Consider the following 14,821-nt stretch of genomic DNA (forward strand, 5'->3'; position numbering starts at 1 on the left):
GGAAGTGATGGGCATCACGATAAACCAATCCTTGATGTTTTCAAGTATGAGAGTGATGCACATCACAATGCTGCGGGCAATGATAGCGGAAAATGGTGTCCTGTACTAGCTAATTAGTACATGCTGCGATTCAGCTTCATGATATCGAGGATTTTGGTCGCAATCTCCTCCACCGAATAGTTAGTGCTGTTCAGGTAGGGAATATTATTTTTACGATAGAGTGCCTCTACTTCGGCCAGCTCCAGTCGACACTGGCGCATTGAGGCGTAGCGGCTGTTCTCAACGCGCTCTTCACGAATAGCCGCAAGGCGTTCGGCGTTAATGGTCAGGCCAAACAGTTTGTGCTGAAGCGGTTTTAACGCAGCGGGCAATACCAGGTTATCCATATCGTCGGCGATAAAGGGGTAGTTAGCGGCGCGAATGCCGAACTGCATGGCCAGGTAGAGGCTGGTAGGCGTTTTGCCGCAGCGGGAGACGCCGAGCAGGATCACCTGCGCCTGCTCCAGATTGCGCATGGAGATGCCGTCGTCGTGGGCAAGGGTGTAGTCAATCGCGGCGATACGGGCGTCATATCGCGTCAGGTTCCCTGGATTGAGTCCGTGGGTACGGTGGGCGACTGCGCTAGGATCGAGCTTAAGTTCCTGCTGGAGCGGAGCAACCAGCGCCTGGACGATATCCTGGCAGAAGCCCTGGCTCTGGGTAATGATGCTGCGGATCTCCGGCATGACGATAGAGTAAAAGACCAGCGGCCGCACGCCTGTCTGCTGGAAAATGGCGTCAATCTGCTCCTTGACCGCATTGGCACGCTGGACGTTTTCGACGAACGGCAGCGTGATGCTGTGAATGGCAACGGGAAACTGCGACATGACCGCATGCCCGAGCACTTCTGCCGTAATGGCCGTGCCATCAGAAATATAAAACACCTGGCGATCGGCTGAATTTTCCATTTTTTATCCCCCGTTTGCATGATGGTGTTAACGCTAAAAATAATTTAGGTACCATACTACTGCGCATTGCGCATTTGCACAAAATGAAATGGCGTTTTTATTTTTACTGAAATGTACATTTCACTTTTATTTTTCATGTATACAAAAAATCTCAAATAGAGTGCAACCAAATCAGCAGGTTACAAAATAGCGTGAAACTGTCCGAAAAATAGAAAAATAAATTTGCTTGAACGATTCACCGTTTTTTTAAGCGAGCCAGTTATGCCAGGATAAATAGGTACGTCAGGTGTTGCTAACTCAATCATATATCAAAAAAGGATTGTCCGATGTCCAACAATGGCTCGTCACCGCTGGTGCTCTGGTATAACCAACTCGGCATGAATGATGTTGACCGCGTTGGGGGCAAAAATGCCTCCCTGGGTGAAATGATTACTAACCTGTCTGAAACTGGCGTGTCTGTCCCGAACGGGTTTGCTACCACAGCGGATGCGTTTAATCAGTTTCTCGATCAAAGCGGCGTCAACCAGCGTATCTACGAACTGCTGGATAAAACGGACATTGATGATATAGGCGAACTGGCGAAGGCCGGGACGCAGATCCGCCAGTGGATCATCGATACCCCTTTCCAGCCGGAGCTGGAAAAGGCAATTCATGAGGCCTATGACCAGCTCTCAGAAGGCGATGCCGAAGCGTCGTTCGCCGTGCGCTCATCCGCCACGGCGGAAGATATGCCGGATGCCTCGTTTGCCGGTCAGCAGGAGACCTTCCTCAACGTACAGGGCTACGATGCGGTGCTGGTGGCGGTGAAGCACGTCTTTGCGTCGCTGTTTAACGATCGCGCCATCTCTTATCGCGTGCATCAGGGCTACGATCATCGCGGCGTAGCGCTCTCTGCTGGCGTGCAGCGCATGGTGCGTTCGGACTTAGCCTCCTCCGGCGTCATGTTCTCTATCGATACCGAATCCGGCTTCGATCAGGTTGTGTTTATCACCTCCGCATGGGGGCTGGGTGAAATGGTCGTGCAGGGTGCGGTTAACCCGGACGAGTTCTACGTGCACAAGCCGACGCTGGCGAACGATCGTCCCGCCATTGTGCGTCGCACCATGGGTTCAAAAAAGATCCGTATGGTCTATGCCCCAAGCCAGGAGCATGGCAAGCAGGTACGTATTGAAGACGTTCCTGAAGCCGATCGCGACGTATTCTCCCTGACCGACGATGAGGTCCAGGCGCTGGCGAAGCAGGCGGTGCTGATTGAGCAACACTATGGTCGCCCAATGGATATCGAGTGGGCCAAAGATGGTCATACCGGCAAGCTCTTTATCGTGCAGGCGCGTCCGGAGACCGTGCGCTCCCGTGGTCAGGTTATGGAGCGCTATACGCTTCACGCTCAGGGCAAGGTGGTTGTCGAAGGCCGTGCCATCGGGCACCGCATTGGCGCCGGGCCGGTTAAGGTGATCCACGATATCAGCGAAATGAACCGCATTCAGCCTGGCGACGTGCTGGTGACGGACATGACCGACCCGGACTGGGAACCGATCATGAAAAAAGCGGCGGCCATCGTGACCAATCGCGGTGGACGTACCTGCCATGCGGCGATCATCGCCCGCGAACTGGGTATTCCGGCGGTCGTGGGCTGCGGTGACGCGACCGAGCGCATTCGCGATGACGAGAAGGTTACCGTCTCCTGTGCTGAAGGCGACACCGGCTATGTCTATGCCGAGATGCTCGATTTTAGCGTACAGAGCTCCAGCGTTGACACCATGCCCGATCTGCCGCTGAAGATCATGATGAACGTGGGTAATCCGGATCGCGCCTTTGATTTCGCCTGCCTGCCGAACGAAGGCGTTGGCCTGGCGCGTCTGGAGTTCATTATCAACCGCATGATCGGCGTGCACCCGCGTGCGCTGCTGGAGTTTGATGACCAGGATCCTGCCCTGCAAAACGAAATTCGCGAGATGATGAAGGGCTACAAATCACCGAAGGACTTCTACGTCGGGCGGCTGAGCGAAGGCATTGCTACCCTCGGTGCGGCCTTCTGGCCGAAACGCGTTATCGTGCGTCTCTCTGACTTCAAATCCAACGAGTATGCCAACCTGGTGGGCGGTGAGCGTTACGAGCCGGAAGAGGAGAATCCGATGCTCGGCTTCCGTGGCGCGGGCCGCTATGTCTCAGACAGCTTCCGCGACTGCTTTGCCCTGGAGTGCGAGGCGGTTAAACACGTACGTAACGATATGGGTCTTACCAACGTCGAAATTATGATCCCATTCGTCCGTACCGTTGAGCAGGCGAAAGCGGTAGTAGACGAGCTGGCACGTCAGGGTCTGAAGCGTGGCGAGAACGGACTGAAGGTCATTATGATGTGTGAAATCCCGTCCAATGCCCTCCTGGCGGAGCAGTTCCTTGAGCACTTTGACGGTTTCTCTATCGGCTCGAACGATATGACGCAGCTGACGCTGGGCCTGGATCGTGACTCCGGCGTGGTATCTGAACTCTTTGACGAACGCAATGAGGCGGTCAAAGCACTGCTCTCTATGGCGATCCGTGCGGCGAAAAAAGAGGGCAAATACGTTGGTATCTGTGGTCAGGGACCATCCGACCACGAGGACTTTGCCGCCTGGCTGATGGAGGAGGGGATCGACAGCCTGTCGCTGAACCCGGATACCGTCGTTCAGACCTGGCTGAGCCTCGCCGAGATTAAGCCGTAACCCCTCCTACCCCCAGAGCCTTCCCCTCCCCGGAAGGCTCTCTTTTCCTCTGCCGGTTTGCCTCTGGTCAAAATAAATTCTGCTGATGTGATGACAACCAGGTTTATTTGCTGATGTCAGACTACTCTTACAGAGGTTAAAGCTGATCTATTTTCAGCTCTACTTATTAAACCGTCGAAAGTTGCGACATAAGCCGTATGGTTATAAGGGAGAAGAAGAGATGACCGATCAACATGTGCATGTCCGAAACGATTACGATGATATATATACGCCGGGTAGAGGCGTCCCACTAAAACGTATTTCCTGGAGTGCAGTATTTGCTGGCGTCATTATTTCAATGGTGCTCTACCTGATGCTCGCCATTCTTGGAACGGCCATTGGTACCACCACTATCGATCCTCTGGAAGAGGAGAACCCGATGGGTGGTATCGGCATGGGGGCGGCGATCTGGACCGGCCTGAGCATGCTGATCGCCATTGCGGCGGGGGCCTATGCCACAGGCAGGCTGGCACAGCGAGAGGGTGCTCTGCATGGAGTGTTGATGTTTGGCGTCAATACTATCATCAGTGCCTGGTTTGTTATTACGCTAGCCAGCAGCGCGGTGACAGGCGCAATGAATATTATGGGAGCGGGTTTGCAGGCCGTAGGCAGTGGTATCAGCGCCGCCGCGCCACCGGTTAAGGATATGGTGAGGGATAAACTCGCCGAGAACAATATTAATCTTGATAGCTTACAGCAAGAGCTGGAGACGACGCTGCGACAAACCGGTAAACCTGAATTGCAGCCCGAGGCGTTGCAAAATCAGGCGCAGAATGAAGCCAACAATGCCCAGAATCAGGCGGCGGCAACGGCTAACACGCCGCAGACGGCCGACACCGATGTCGCAGGGTTTATCAAAGGCTTAATCGACAGAAATCAGGACACCTTCCAGGCAGCTGACCGCGAAGCGCTGAAAAATATTATTCAGGCGCGTACCGGTAAATCTGATGCCGAAGCGGAACAGATTGTTGCCCAGACCGAGAAAAGCTATCAGGAAGCGCGGGCTAAATTTGAGGAGCTGAAAGCGCAGGCGGAGCAGAAAGCCCGTGAAGCAGGTGAGAAAGCAGCCGCCGCTACCGCTAAAGCCAGCTGGTTTACCTTCTTTATGCTGCTCATTGAAGTGGTACTGGCAGGTGCCATGGGTATGGTAGGACGCCGCACTCAGCCGCGTCAGGTAACGACGACCGATCGCACCAGATAATATTGTCTGTTATTTAAACATCAAGCCAGACTCCGGTCTGGCTTTTTTTATGGTTATTTTAAGAGCGGGAATTTAGGTTAAAAAAAAGCCCATCGTGGGAGATGGGCAAAGACTACACACAGCAATTCGTTGTTTCACTCAGGGGATTTCCATGCTTATAAATCAAAGCCTTGATTTATAACCGTGCCTTAATAGTAGGCATCACCCTTATTAGCGTCGATCAGATTCGTCTCAATAGTTAACCATAAGTAACGATTTTGCGACAAGCAAAATTGCGGATATAGCGTATATATAGTGAGTTGCAGGGTCCGACCAGAAAGGAAATATAAATAATTGATAAGCGGGGCTTAATAGTAAAGCGGGTTTCCCCGCTTTAATGACTATTTATTACGCAATTCGCGATCGTTAACCTTTTCCAGAAGATTATCCCTGGCTTCACCAGGAGGAGGAACCTCATGTACCCAGGCATCGAACAGACGCCATGAAACCGCGAGCAGTACCGGACCGATAAACAGGCCGATCATGCCAAAGGCGATCAGTCCGCCAATCACGCCGGAGAGGATCAGAATCAGCGGTAGGTCGGCGCCCATGCGAATCAGCACTGGGCGGATGACGTTATCGAGCGTACCTACCACGCAGCTCCAGACCAGCAGCACCGTGCCCCAGGTGGTATCTCCGCTCCAGTAGAGCCAGATGATAGCCGGGATCAGCACCGGCAGCGGACCAATCTGTACCAGACAGGAGAGGATCATGACCACCGTAAACAGGGTCGGGTAAGGTACGCCGGTGACAGCCAGCCCAATGCCGCCCAGCACCGCCTGCACCAGCGCGGTCACGACAACACCGAGGGCCACGGCGCGGATTGCCTGCGCCGCCAGCAGCACGGCGGTATCGCCACGTCGTCCCGCCAGGCGAGTGGCAAAGTGACGTATACCCTGAGCTACCCGCTCACCGCGCCAGAACAGCAGGGCGCTGAACAGCAGCATCAACGCACAGTGCATCATAAAGCGGCCAATATGCGCCGCCTGGCCGACGAACCAGGTCGTGGTTGCGCCCAGATAAGGACGTACCTTAGCCATAATCGCGCTGCCGCCCATATCCAGCAGGTTATGCCAGCCGAGATAGAGATTATGGCCCACCAGCGGAACACTCTTGAGCCAGGCCAGATCCGGCGGGGTCAAATCACCAGAGGTAATGGCGCGGATCACCGGGCCGCTGCCGTCAACAAGGCTATTCACCAGCAGGGCAATAGGAATAACAAAGACCAGGATTAAGATCACGGTCATACACAGCACCGCCAGAGAGCGACGGCCCGCCAGCACACGCTGGAAGCGTAAAAACAGTGGCCAGGTGGCAATCACGATGGTGCCTGCCCAGGCAAAGCTGAGGATAAAGGGTTGCACTATCCATAAACAGGCAACAATCATAACGGCTAAAAACAGCACCGAGAGCAGGATCTGAGCTACATCTCCGGGCTGACGACTATTAATCATAAGATCTATCCACCTTTTGTTTTCGCCGAGCCGTCGGCGCAGCGTCTGTTTAATACATCAATACGGCTGTTTATTTCAGCACGTTTTGACCGCGCTATTTTGCCCGTAATTCAAAGGGGCGTAGCATAAAAAAATGTGATACAACGATAAACGCACAACGCAAACGATACACTTACAACATTAACAGTCAGGCAGGGTCAACAGTAATGATCCCACAGATTTCTCAAGCACCCGGCGTCGTTCAGCTGGTGCTCAATTTTTTGCAGGCACTGGAGCAACAGGGTTTTACAGGTGATACCGCCACGGATTACGCCGATCGGCTAACCATGGCGACCGATAACAGTATTTACCAGCTTCTCCCCGATGCAGTGGTTTTTCCCCGTTCAACTGCCGATGTTTCTCTGATCACCCGGCTTGCCGGTGAGGCCCGCTTCCAGTCGCTGGTCTTTACCCCTCGCGGCGGGGGGACAGGCACCAACGGCCAGGCGCTAAACCAGGGCATCATTGTCGATCTCTCCCGTTATATGAATCGCATCCTTGAAATAAACCCCGAAGAGGGCTGGGTACGCGTGGAAGCCGGAGTGATCAAAGATCAGCTTAATCAGTTTTTGAAACCGTACGGTTTCTTCTTCGCCCCCGAGCTCTCCACCAGCAACCGTGCCACTCTCGGTGGCATGATCAATACCGATGCCTCCGGGCAGGGATCGCTGGTTTACGGTAAGACGTCCGATCACGTGCTGGGGGTACGGGCCGTTCTGCTGGGTGGCGATCTGCTGGATACGCAGCCGGTCTCGCTGGAGCTGGCGCGTACGCTTGGCAAGGCGCAGACCGCGCAGGGACGTATCTATAAAACGGTATATGAGAGCTGTCATAACAATCGCCAACTGATTATCGATAAGTTTCCCAAGCTAAACCGGTTCCTGACCGGCTACGATCTGCGTCACGTCTTTGATGATGAGATGACTACCTTCGATCTCACCCGCATTCTGACCGGATCGGAGGGAACGCTGGCCTTTATTACCGAAGCGCAGCTGGATATTACGCCGCTGCCGAAGGTGCGCCGGCTGGTTAACGTTAAGTATGACTCCTTTAACTCGGCGCTGCGCAACGCACCCTTTATGGTGGAGGCTCAGGCGCTGTCGGTTGAGACCGTTGACTCTACGGTACTTAACCTGGCACGAGAGGATATCGTCTGGCACTCCGTGCACGATTTGATTACCGACGTGCCGGATAAAACCATGCTGGGGCTGAACATCGTTGAGTTTGCTGGCGATGATGCTGAACTTATCGACGGTCAGGTCAACGGCCTCTGTGAGCGTCTGGATACGCTGATTGCTGCCGAGGAGGGTGGAGTGATCGGCTGGCAGGTGTGCAGCGAGCTGGCAGGGATTGAGCGTATCTATGCGATGCGTAAAAAAGCGGTCGGACTGCTGGGGAACGCCAAGGGCGCGGCGAAGCCGATCCCCTTTGCGGAGGATACCTGCGTGCCGCCGGAGCATCTGGCGGACTACATCGTTGAGTTTCGCGCGCTGCTCGACAGTCACGGGCTGAACTACGGCATGTTTGGTCACGTGGATGCGGGCGTGCTGCACGTTCGCCCGGCGCTGGATATGTGCGATCCGCAGCAGGAGATGCTGATGAAAAAGATCTCCGACGAGGTGGTGGCCCTGACGGCGAAGTATGGCGGTCTGCTCTGGGGTGAGCACGGCAAGGGTTTCCGCGCCGAATACAGCCCGGCTTTCTTTGGCGAGCAGCTCTACGGCGAGCTACGCAAGGTGAAGGCGGCGTTCGATCCGCGGAACCGACTCAACCCGGGTAAAATCTGCCCACCAGCAGGCCTCGATGCGCCGATGATGCAGGTCGATGCCGTAAAGCGCGGCACCTTTGACCGACAGATCCCTATTAGCGTACGCTCCTCATGGCGCGGCGCGATGGAGTGCAACGGCAACGGGCTGTGCTTTAACTTTGATGCGAAAAGCCCGATGTGCCCGTCGATGAAAATCACCAGCAACCGTATCCACTCACCAAAAGGTCGTGCCACGCTGGTGCGCGAATGGCTGCGGCTGCTTGCCGATCGCGGTATCGATCCCATCAAGCTGGAAAAAGAGCTGCCGGAAAAACGTGCCAGTCTACGAAGCCTGATCGAACGCACCCGTAACAGCTGGCATGCTCGCCATGGTGAGTATGATTTCTCCCACGAAGTGAAAGAGGCGATGTCCGGCTGTCTGGCGTGCAAAGCCTGTTCGACCCAGTGCCCAATTAAAATTGACGTACCGGAGTTTCGCTCGCGCTTCCTTCAGCTCTATCACACCCGCTATCTGCGACCGCTGCGCGATCACGTTATCGCCAGCGTAGAGAGCTATGCGCCGCTGATGGCCCGTGCGCCAAAGACCTTTAACTTCTTTATGAACCAGCCATGGGTGCGCGCGCTGTCGGCCACCCATATTGGGATGGTGGATCTGCCTCTGCTGTCGGTGCCTTCCCTCCAGCAGCAGATGGTTGGGCATCGTTCGGCCAACATGACCCTCGACGAGCTGGAGCAGCTTAGCGAAGAGCAGCGAGCGAAAACGGTGCTGGTGGTGCAGGATCCCTTTACCAGCTACTACGACGCCCAGGTAGTGAGCGACTTGATCCGGCTGATAGAGAAACTGGGCTATCAACCGGTCTTGTTGCCGTTCTCGCCGAACGGTAAGGCGCAGCACATCAAAGGTTTCCTGACGCGTTTTGCTAAGACGGCGCAAAAAACCTCTGATTTCCTCGCGCGGGTAGCACAGCTCGGGATGCCGATGGTCGGCGTCGATCCGGCGCTGGTGCTCTGCTATCGCGATGAGTACAAACAGACGTTAGGGGACAAGCGCGGCGAGTTTAACGTCCAGCTGGTACACGAGTGGCTACCCGCCGCGCTGGCATCGCATGAGGAGCAGGCTCCCGGCGGCGAGGCGTGGTATCTGTTTGGTCACTGTACCGAGGTCACCGCGCTACCGGGCGCACCGGGACAGTGGGCAACGATTTTTGCCCGCTTTGGCGCTAAACTTGAGAACGTTAGCGTTGGCTGCTGCGGCATGGCCGGAACCTACGGTCATGAGATCAGTAATCATGCTAATTCGCTGGGCATCTACGAGCTATCCTGGCACCAGGCAATGCAGCGTCTGCCGCGCAACCGCTGCCTGGCGACGGGGTACTCGTGCCGCAGCCAGGTGAAGCGTATTGAGGGCAGCGGCGTACGCCATCCGCTACAGGCTCTACTGGAGATAATAGGATGATCTGGAAACGTACGGCTACCCTCGACGCGCTGAATGCGATGGGCGAGGGCAATATGGTAGGACTGCTTGATATCCGTTTTGAGCGCATCGGTGACGATGTGCTTGAAGCTTCGATGCCGGTTGATGCCCGCACGCATCAGCCTTTTGGTCTGCTGCACGGCGGCGCGTCGGTGGTGCTGGCGGAAACCCTCGGTTCGGTGGCGGGCTATCTCTGCACCGAGGCCGAGCATAACGTGGTAGGGATCGAGATTAACGCCAACCATATCCGCGCCGTACGCAGCGGCCGGGTTCGTGGCGTCTGCTCCGCGCTGCATACCGGCGGCCGCCACCAGGTCTGGCAGATTGATATCTTTGATGAGCAGGATCGTTTGTGCTGTTCATCCAGGCTGACTACCGCCGTCGTCTGAGATTTTGCGGCAGGTCAGGCCTGCCGTTTCCTACCGATCTATTTTTTTCTTCCCCAGATGTGATTTTTTAAAAACATGCTAAAATCCGCGCGATTGAATCTTCGGCTAAAACTATTGTCTTAATCGAAGACCGTAACGCTGACTGACCTAATGAAGGGATTCGTTGTTTCCTTAAGCGCTACTTACTATAAGCTTAAAGGTAACAAGGTTATGTGCGCTTCGTTTAAACTGGCTTTTCTGCATCCCCGTCACTGGTCAACCTGGTTTGGCCTTGCCGTTCTCTGGCTTCTCGTTCAACTGCCGTATCCTTTGCTCTACCGCTTCGGCACCGGCCTTGGCCGTGTAGCGCGTCCGTTCTTAAAACGGCGGGAAAGCATTGCCCGGCGCAACCTTGAGCTCTGCTTCCCGGAGATGACGCCCGCGCTGCGTGAGACCCTCATCGACAGGAACTTTATGTCATTGGGCATGGGCCTCATTGAGACCGGTATGGCCTGGTTCTGGCCAGACAAGCGGGTGCGCCGCTGGTTCGACGTGGAAGGTTATCAAAACCTGGTCGAAGCGCAGAAAAAATATAATGGCGTGATGGTGGTTGGCGTGCACTTTATGTCGCTGGAGCTGGGTGGTCGGGTGATGGGGCTGTGCCAGCCGATGATGGCTACCTACCGTCAGCACAACAGTCCGGTGATGGAGTGGGTGCAGACCCGAGGCCGTATGCGCTCCAATAAATCGATGATCGACCGTCGCAACCTGAAGGGCCTGGTGAGCGCGCTGCGTAAGGGGGAGGCAGTCTGGTTTGCGCCAGACCAGGACTATGGCCGTAAAGGCAGCACCTTTGCGCCGTTCTTCTCCGTAAATGCCGCGACGACCAACGGTACCTATGTGCTGTCGCGTCTCTCCGGTTCGGCAATGCTGACGGTGACGATGATACGCAAGCCTGATGGCTCTGGCTACCAGCTGCATATCGGCGAGGCGCTAACGGACTATCCGGTGGACAATGAGTTTGAAGCGGCAAGCTATATGAACCGGGTGATTGAACGGGAGATTATGCGCGCCCCTGAGCAGTATCTGTGGATCCATCGCCGCTTTAAAACCCGCCCCATGGGCGAAGCCTCGCTCTACCTCTGATTCTTATATAAAAGCTGCCTGCTGATGCGGGCGGTTGCAATCCTGACAGCTCTACCCATTTTAGCGGCTGTGCATGTTTGTTGATTATGCTTATCATTATCATGTTGATAACAGCAAGGAGCATGCATGAAACTTTACTGGTGCAGAAGAAGCATTCCCGAACTGGCTAACCTGCCACGAAAAGTTCGCAATAAAAATTACCAGGATGCTTTTAGAATGGCGAGAACGCACAGGGAGTTCTGGATAGGCACAGCGCTCTATTTTTTGCTGCTGCTGGGCGCATTTGAACTATTTGATTCTCTATTTCCAGGCGAGCCGGGGATAGAGAGAGATATTATTCGCTGCGTAATTTGTGTCGTACCCTGCGTTCAACTCTGGACACAGTTCAACGTTTACATAATGAGGAAATACTATCGGCATATCCTGTTGCGCAGTACGCAAGAGTAATACTGTAAACAGGCCTCGCGCGAGGCCTGGGTTCATGCCACTTTTTTCCATCTCCGCCTTTTCGGGAGGGTAGTTTTCGCAGTGAGTCTGATTCCGCAAACGGAACAGACGGCCCCATGGGGATAATTTTTGTCAGGGCAAAAAGTTGTGAAGATGAACTTAGAACCGTTGCAGACAGGGCACTTAAACTTGAGATTGGGGATGACCCCTCCGGCCCGTTGAGTTGAAACGCCACCTTAGCATGTTTTTTCACCAATTACAGATAAATCACCAACGCCCCTTATATTCTTCAACATAACCGTTGGCTGTATGTAGTCCACGCCTGATTTACTTTATAGAGTAAATCAGGCTTAAATGATGTGGTCCGGAATGATTTCGTCTTTACGCAGCGTTAATACTTCAAAACCGTCAGCGGTCACCGCTATGGTGTGTTCCCACTGCGCCGAGAGTTTTTTATCCCGGGTCACCACTGTCCAGCCATCTTTTTTGGTTTTAATTTTGCTGTCGCCCTGGTTTACCATCGGTTCGATGGTAAAAACCATCCCCTCCTGCAACACTTCCCCCGTACCGGGTTTGCCGTAGTGCAGCACCTGCGGTTCTTCATGCATCTCTTTGCCGATACCGTGCCCGCAAAATTCTCTGACAACGCTATAGCCGCTCTCTTCAACATGCTTCTGGATGGCATAGCCGATATCCCCCAGTCTCGCGCCTGGTTTTACCGTTTTAATGCCCAGCCACATAGCCTCCCAGGTTTTTTTCACCAACCGGCGGGCGAGGGGAGAGACGTCACCAATCAGATACATTTTGCTGGAATCAGCAATCAGACCATCTTTTTCCAGGGTGATATCGACATTGACGATAGCGCCGGATTTCAGGTGTTCGTTAGCCTTCGGCACTCCGTGACAGACGACTTCATTAACAGAGGTATTCAGTACGTAAGGGTAATCATATTGCCCTTTGCTGGCAGGGCGGGACTGCAACCGATCAACAATATAGGCTTCTGCTTGATTATTGATTTCCATGGTAGTGATCCCCGGAACAATAAACGTGTCCAGCATCTCAAATACGGAAGCAAGCAGCGCGCCTGCATGACGCTGACGGGCAAGCTCATCTGCGGTTTTAATGGGAATTGATGGCATCGATCACCTCCATTAAACGATCGGAGCCCGATTTCAGCATCATCATCTTGATTTGCTGGTAATTCAGGTCCGGGTAAAGCTCGCTCATCATACCGATGCGGATCCAGTATTCGGCCTGCGCGTTCACTGAGCGTGACATGGCTTTACTGGCATCGCGGACGTCTTCATGCAGCAAATCAGAAATTTTAACGATACCCATTAATATACGCTCCGTAATAATTTATATATGAATCGTATGTTTTTTGTAGAGAGATGGCAACCTCGGCAGTCAGTGGGATTTAGCTGTCGATTACGCGGTATTAAAAATCTACGTTTTAGAAAGTCCATAACGACCGTTTTAGCAGTTTTTTAACGCTAATCGCATAAATAGGCATTGCCTATACATGTTTCATTTTTGTTATCAAACAGCAGTTTTGAGCAATAAAAATCTATTTATTTCAATACGTTGAGATTATAAATCCTTTCCTGTTAACCCTCGCAGCAGGGTCTATGCTTAATAGAAGTGTACAAAAAGGGCTATTAACGCGAATAACCCTGCGGATTAGAGGTTGAAGTGATAATCATTATCACTAACATAGCGTTATGTCCTGCTGACGTAATCATGTGAGGTATACCTATGGAATTGCATTCAGGGACTTTCGATCCAAACAATCCCGGCTGGCAGGGGTTAATTCTGACCCCAGCGGCTGCGGAGCATATTCGCGCACTAACCAGCAAGCAGCCAGAGCTGCGCGGCGTTCGCCTCGGCATCAAACAGACAGGCTGTGCAGGTTTTGGCTATGTGCTGGATACCGTGACCGAGCCTGCAAAAGACGATCTCCTGTTTGAGCTAGACGGTGCGCGCCTGTATGTCCCCCTACAGGCAATGCCGTTCATTGATGGAACGACCGTCGATTATGTGCGCGAAGGATTAAACCAGATATTTAAATTTTATAATCCGAAAGCTCAGCACGAGTGCGGCTGTGGTGAAAGCTTTGGGGTATAGGCGGTACTATGTCTCGTAATGTTGAGTCTCATAAAACTGAAGCAATGGACGATGTCCAGACCTGGTCAGGCCACCTTAACTATAAAGAGGGCTTTTTTACCCGGTTACAGACTGACGAGATGGCTCACGGCATCAATGAGGATGTTGTGCGGGCTATCTCGGCCAAACGAAATGAACCTGAATGGATGCTTGAGTTCCGCCTGAATGCTTTTCGGGCATGGCTGACCATGGAGGAGCCACACTGGCTTAAGGCACACTACGACAAGCTCAACTATCAGGATTACAGCTACTACTCTGCGCCTTCCTGCGGTAACTGCGACGATACCTGCGCCTCAGAGCCGGGTGCGGTGCAGCAGACAGGGGCGAATGCCTTCCTGACCAACGAGGTTGAAGAGGCGTTTAACCAGCTGGGTGTTCCGGTGCGTGAAGGCCGCGAAGTGGCAGTAGATGCCATTTTTGACTCGGTTTCGGTGGCGACCACCTACCGGGAGAAACTCTCGGAGCAGGGGATTATCTTCTGCTCGTTTGGTGAGGCTATCCATGATCACCCTGAGCTGGTGAAGAAATATCTCGGTACCGTCGTGCCGGGCAATGATAACTTCTTTGCGGCTCTGAACGCCGCCGTCGCCTCCGATGGCACCTTTATCTATGTGCCAAAAGGCGTGCACTGCCCGATGGAGCTGTCGACCTATTTCCGTATTAACGCCGAGAAAACGGGGCAGTTCGAACGCACCATTTTGGTTGCCGATGAGGGGAGCTACGTTAGCTACATTGAGGGTTGTTCGGCCCCGGTGCGCGATAGCTATCAGCTTCATGCTGCGGTAGTCGAGGTGATCATCCACAAAGACGCGGAGGTGAAATACTCCACCGTGCAGAACTGGTTCCCAGGGGATAACAATACCGGCGGCATCCTGAACTTCGTTACCAAACGTGCGCTGTGTGAAGGTGAGAACAGCAAGATGTCCTGGACGCAGTCAGAGACAGGCTCGGCAATCACCTGGAAATACCCCAGCGTTATCCTGCGCGGCGATAACTCCATCGGCGAGTTCTACTCCGTGGCGCTGACCAGC

At 53.8% G+C, this 14,821-nt stretch carries 12 protein-coding genes and 1 other RNA gene; 8 read left to right on the forward strand and 5 right to left on the reverse strand.

Annotated features, from left to right (window positions below; all coding sequences use genetic code 11):
• Nucleotides 1–113 precede the first annotated feature (113 nt).
• Nucleotides 114–947, reverse strand: coding sequence for a pyruvate, water dikinase regulatory protein (locus tag RTM13_RS06160; RefSeq protein ID WP_312210977.1), 834 nt, complete (start codon nt 945–947; stop codon nt 114–116).
• Between the two features lie 326 nt (nt 948–1,273).
• On the opposite strand from RTM13_RS06160, the gene ppsA reads away from it, so the two are divergent.
• Nucleotides 1,274–3,652, forward strand: a complete 2,379-nt coding sequence (gene ppsA / locus RTM13_RS06165; protein ID WP_312210978.1) for a phosphoenolpyruvate synthase — start codon at nt 1,274–1,276, stop codon at nt 3,650–3,652.
• 220 nt (nt 3,653–3,872) lie between these two features.
• Complete coding sequence (locus RTM13_RS06170) at nt 3,873–4,892, forward strand: hypothetical protein (protein WP_312210980.1); 1,020 nt, start codon at nt 3,873–3,875, stop codon at nt 4,890–4,892.
• Between the two features lie 77 nt (nt 4,893–4,969).
• On the opposite strand, the gene rprA is transcribed toward RTM13_RS06170, so the two are convergent.
• Both rprA and ydiK read right to left on the reverse strand, forming a co-directional pair.
• An RNA gene (rprA, locus tag RTM13_RS06175) (antisense sRNA RprA) lies at nt 4,970–5,077 on the reverse strand.
• A gap of 195 nt (nt 5,078–5,272) precedes the next feature.
• The gene (ydiK, locus tag RTM13_RS06180; protein ID WP_312210981.1) at nt 5,273–6,385 is read right to left on the reverse strand and encodes an AI-2E family transporter YdiK; all 1,113 of its coding nucleotides are present in this window, start codon (nt 6,383–6,385) and stop codon (nt 5,273–5,275) included.
• Between the two features lie 206 nt (nt 6,386–6,591).
• Between ydiK and RTM13_RS06185 the strand changes: the two genes are divergently transcribed.
• From RTM13_RS06185 to RTM13_RS06200, 4 genes are all read left to right on the forward strand, one after another.
• Nucleotides 6,592–9,648: an FAD-binding and (Fe-S)-binding domain-containing protein gene (locus RTM13_RS06185; protein ID WP_312210983.1), complete on the forward strand. Its 3,057-nt coding sequence runs from the start codon at nt 6,592–6,594 to the stop codon at nt 9,646–9,648.
• A complete protein-coding gene (gene menI, locus RTM13_RS06190; RefSeq protein WP_312210985.1) occupies nt 9,645–10,055 on the forward strand; it encodes a 1,4-dihydroxy-2-naphthoyl-CoA hydrolase in 411 nt (136 codons plus the stop codon). The genes RTM13_RS06185 and menI overlap by 4 nt, the downstream gene beginning before the upstream one ends.
• Nucleotides 10,056–10,265: 210 nt before the next feature.
• Nucleotides 10,266–11,180, forward strand: a complete 915-nt coding sequence (gene lpxP / locus RTM13_RS06195; RefSeq protein ID WP_312210987.1) for a kdo(2)-lipid IV(A) palmitoleoyltransferase — start codon at nt 10,266–10,268, stop codon at nt 11,178–11,180.
• A 126-nt stretch (nt 11,181–11,306) separates the two neighbouring features.
• Nucleotides 11,307–11,627 (forward strand): hypothetical protein, encoded by a 321-nt coding sequence (locus RTM13_RS06200; protein ID WP_312210989.1) that lies wholly within the window; start codon nt 11,307–11,309, stop codon nt 11,625–11,627.
• A gap of 350 nt (nt 11,628–11,977) precedes the next feature.
• Here the strand turns inward: RTM13_RS06200 and map are convergent, their stop codons facing one another.
• Both map and RTM13_RS06210 read right to left on the reverse strand, forming a co-directional pair.
• A complete protein-coding gene (gene map / locus RTM13_RS06205) occupies nt 11,978–12,766 on the reverse strand; it encodes a type I methionyl aminopeptidase (RefSeq protein ID WP_312210991.1) in 789 nt (262 codons plus the stop codon).
• Nucleotides 12,747–12,965, reverse strand: coding sequence for a ParD-like family protein (locus RTM13_RS06210; protein ID WP_312210992.1), 219 nt, complete (start codon nt 12,963–12,965; stop codon nt 12,747–12,749). The genes map and RTM13_RS06210 overlap by 20 nt, the downstream gene beginning before the upstream one ends.
• 417 nt (nt 12,966–13,382) lie before the next feature.
• On the opposite strand from RTM13_RS06210, the gene sufA reads away from it, so the two are divergent.
• The gene (sufA, locus tag RTM13_RS06215) at nt 13,383–13,751 is read left to right on the forward strand and encodes a Fe-S cluster assembly scaffold SufA (protein ID WP_312210994.1); all 369 of its coding nucleotides are present in this window, start codon (nt 13,383–13,385) and stop codon (nt 13,749–13,751) included.
• Nucleotides 13,752–13,759: 8 nt separating this feature from the next.
• Nucleotides 13,760–14,821 (forward strand): Fe-S cluster assembly protein SufB (sufB, locus tag RTM13_RS06220; protein WP_312210996.1); only part of this gene is annotated, 1,062 nt, incomplete at its 3' end.

It is taken from the genome of Pseudescherichia sp. (assembly GCF_031979925.1).
Lineage (GTDB): Bacteria > Pseudomonadota > Gammaproteobacteria > Enterobacterales > Enterobacteriaceae > Pseudescherichia.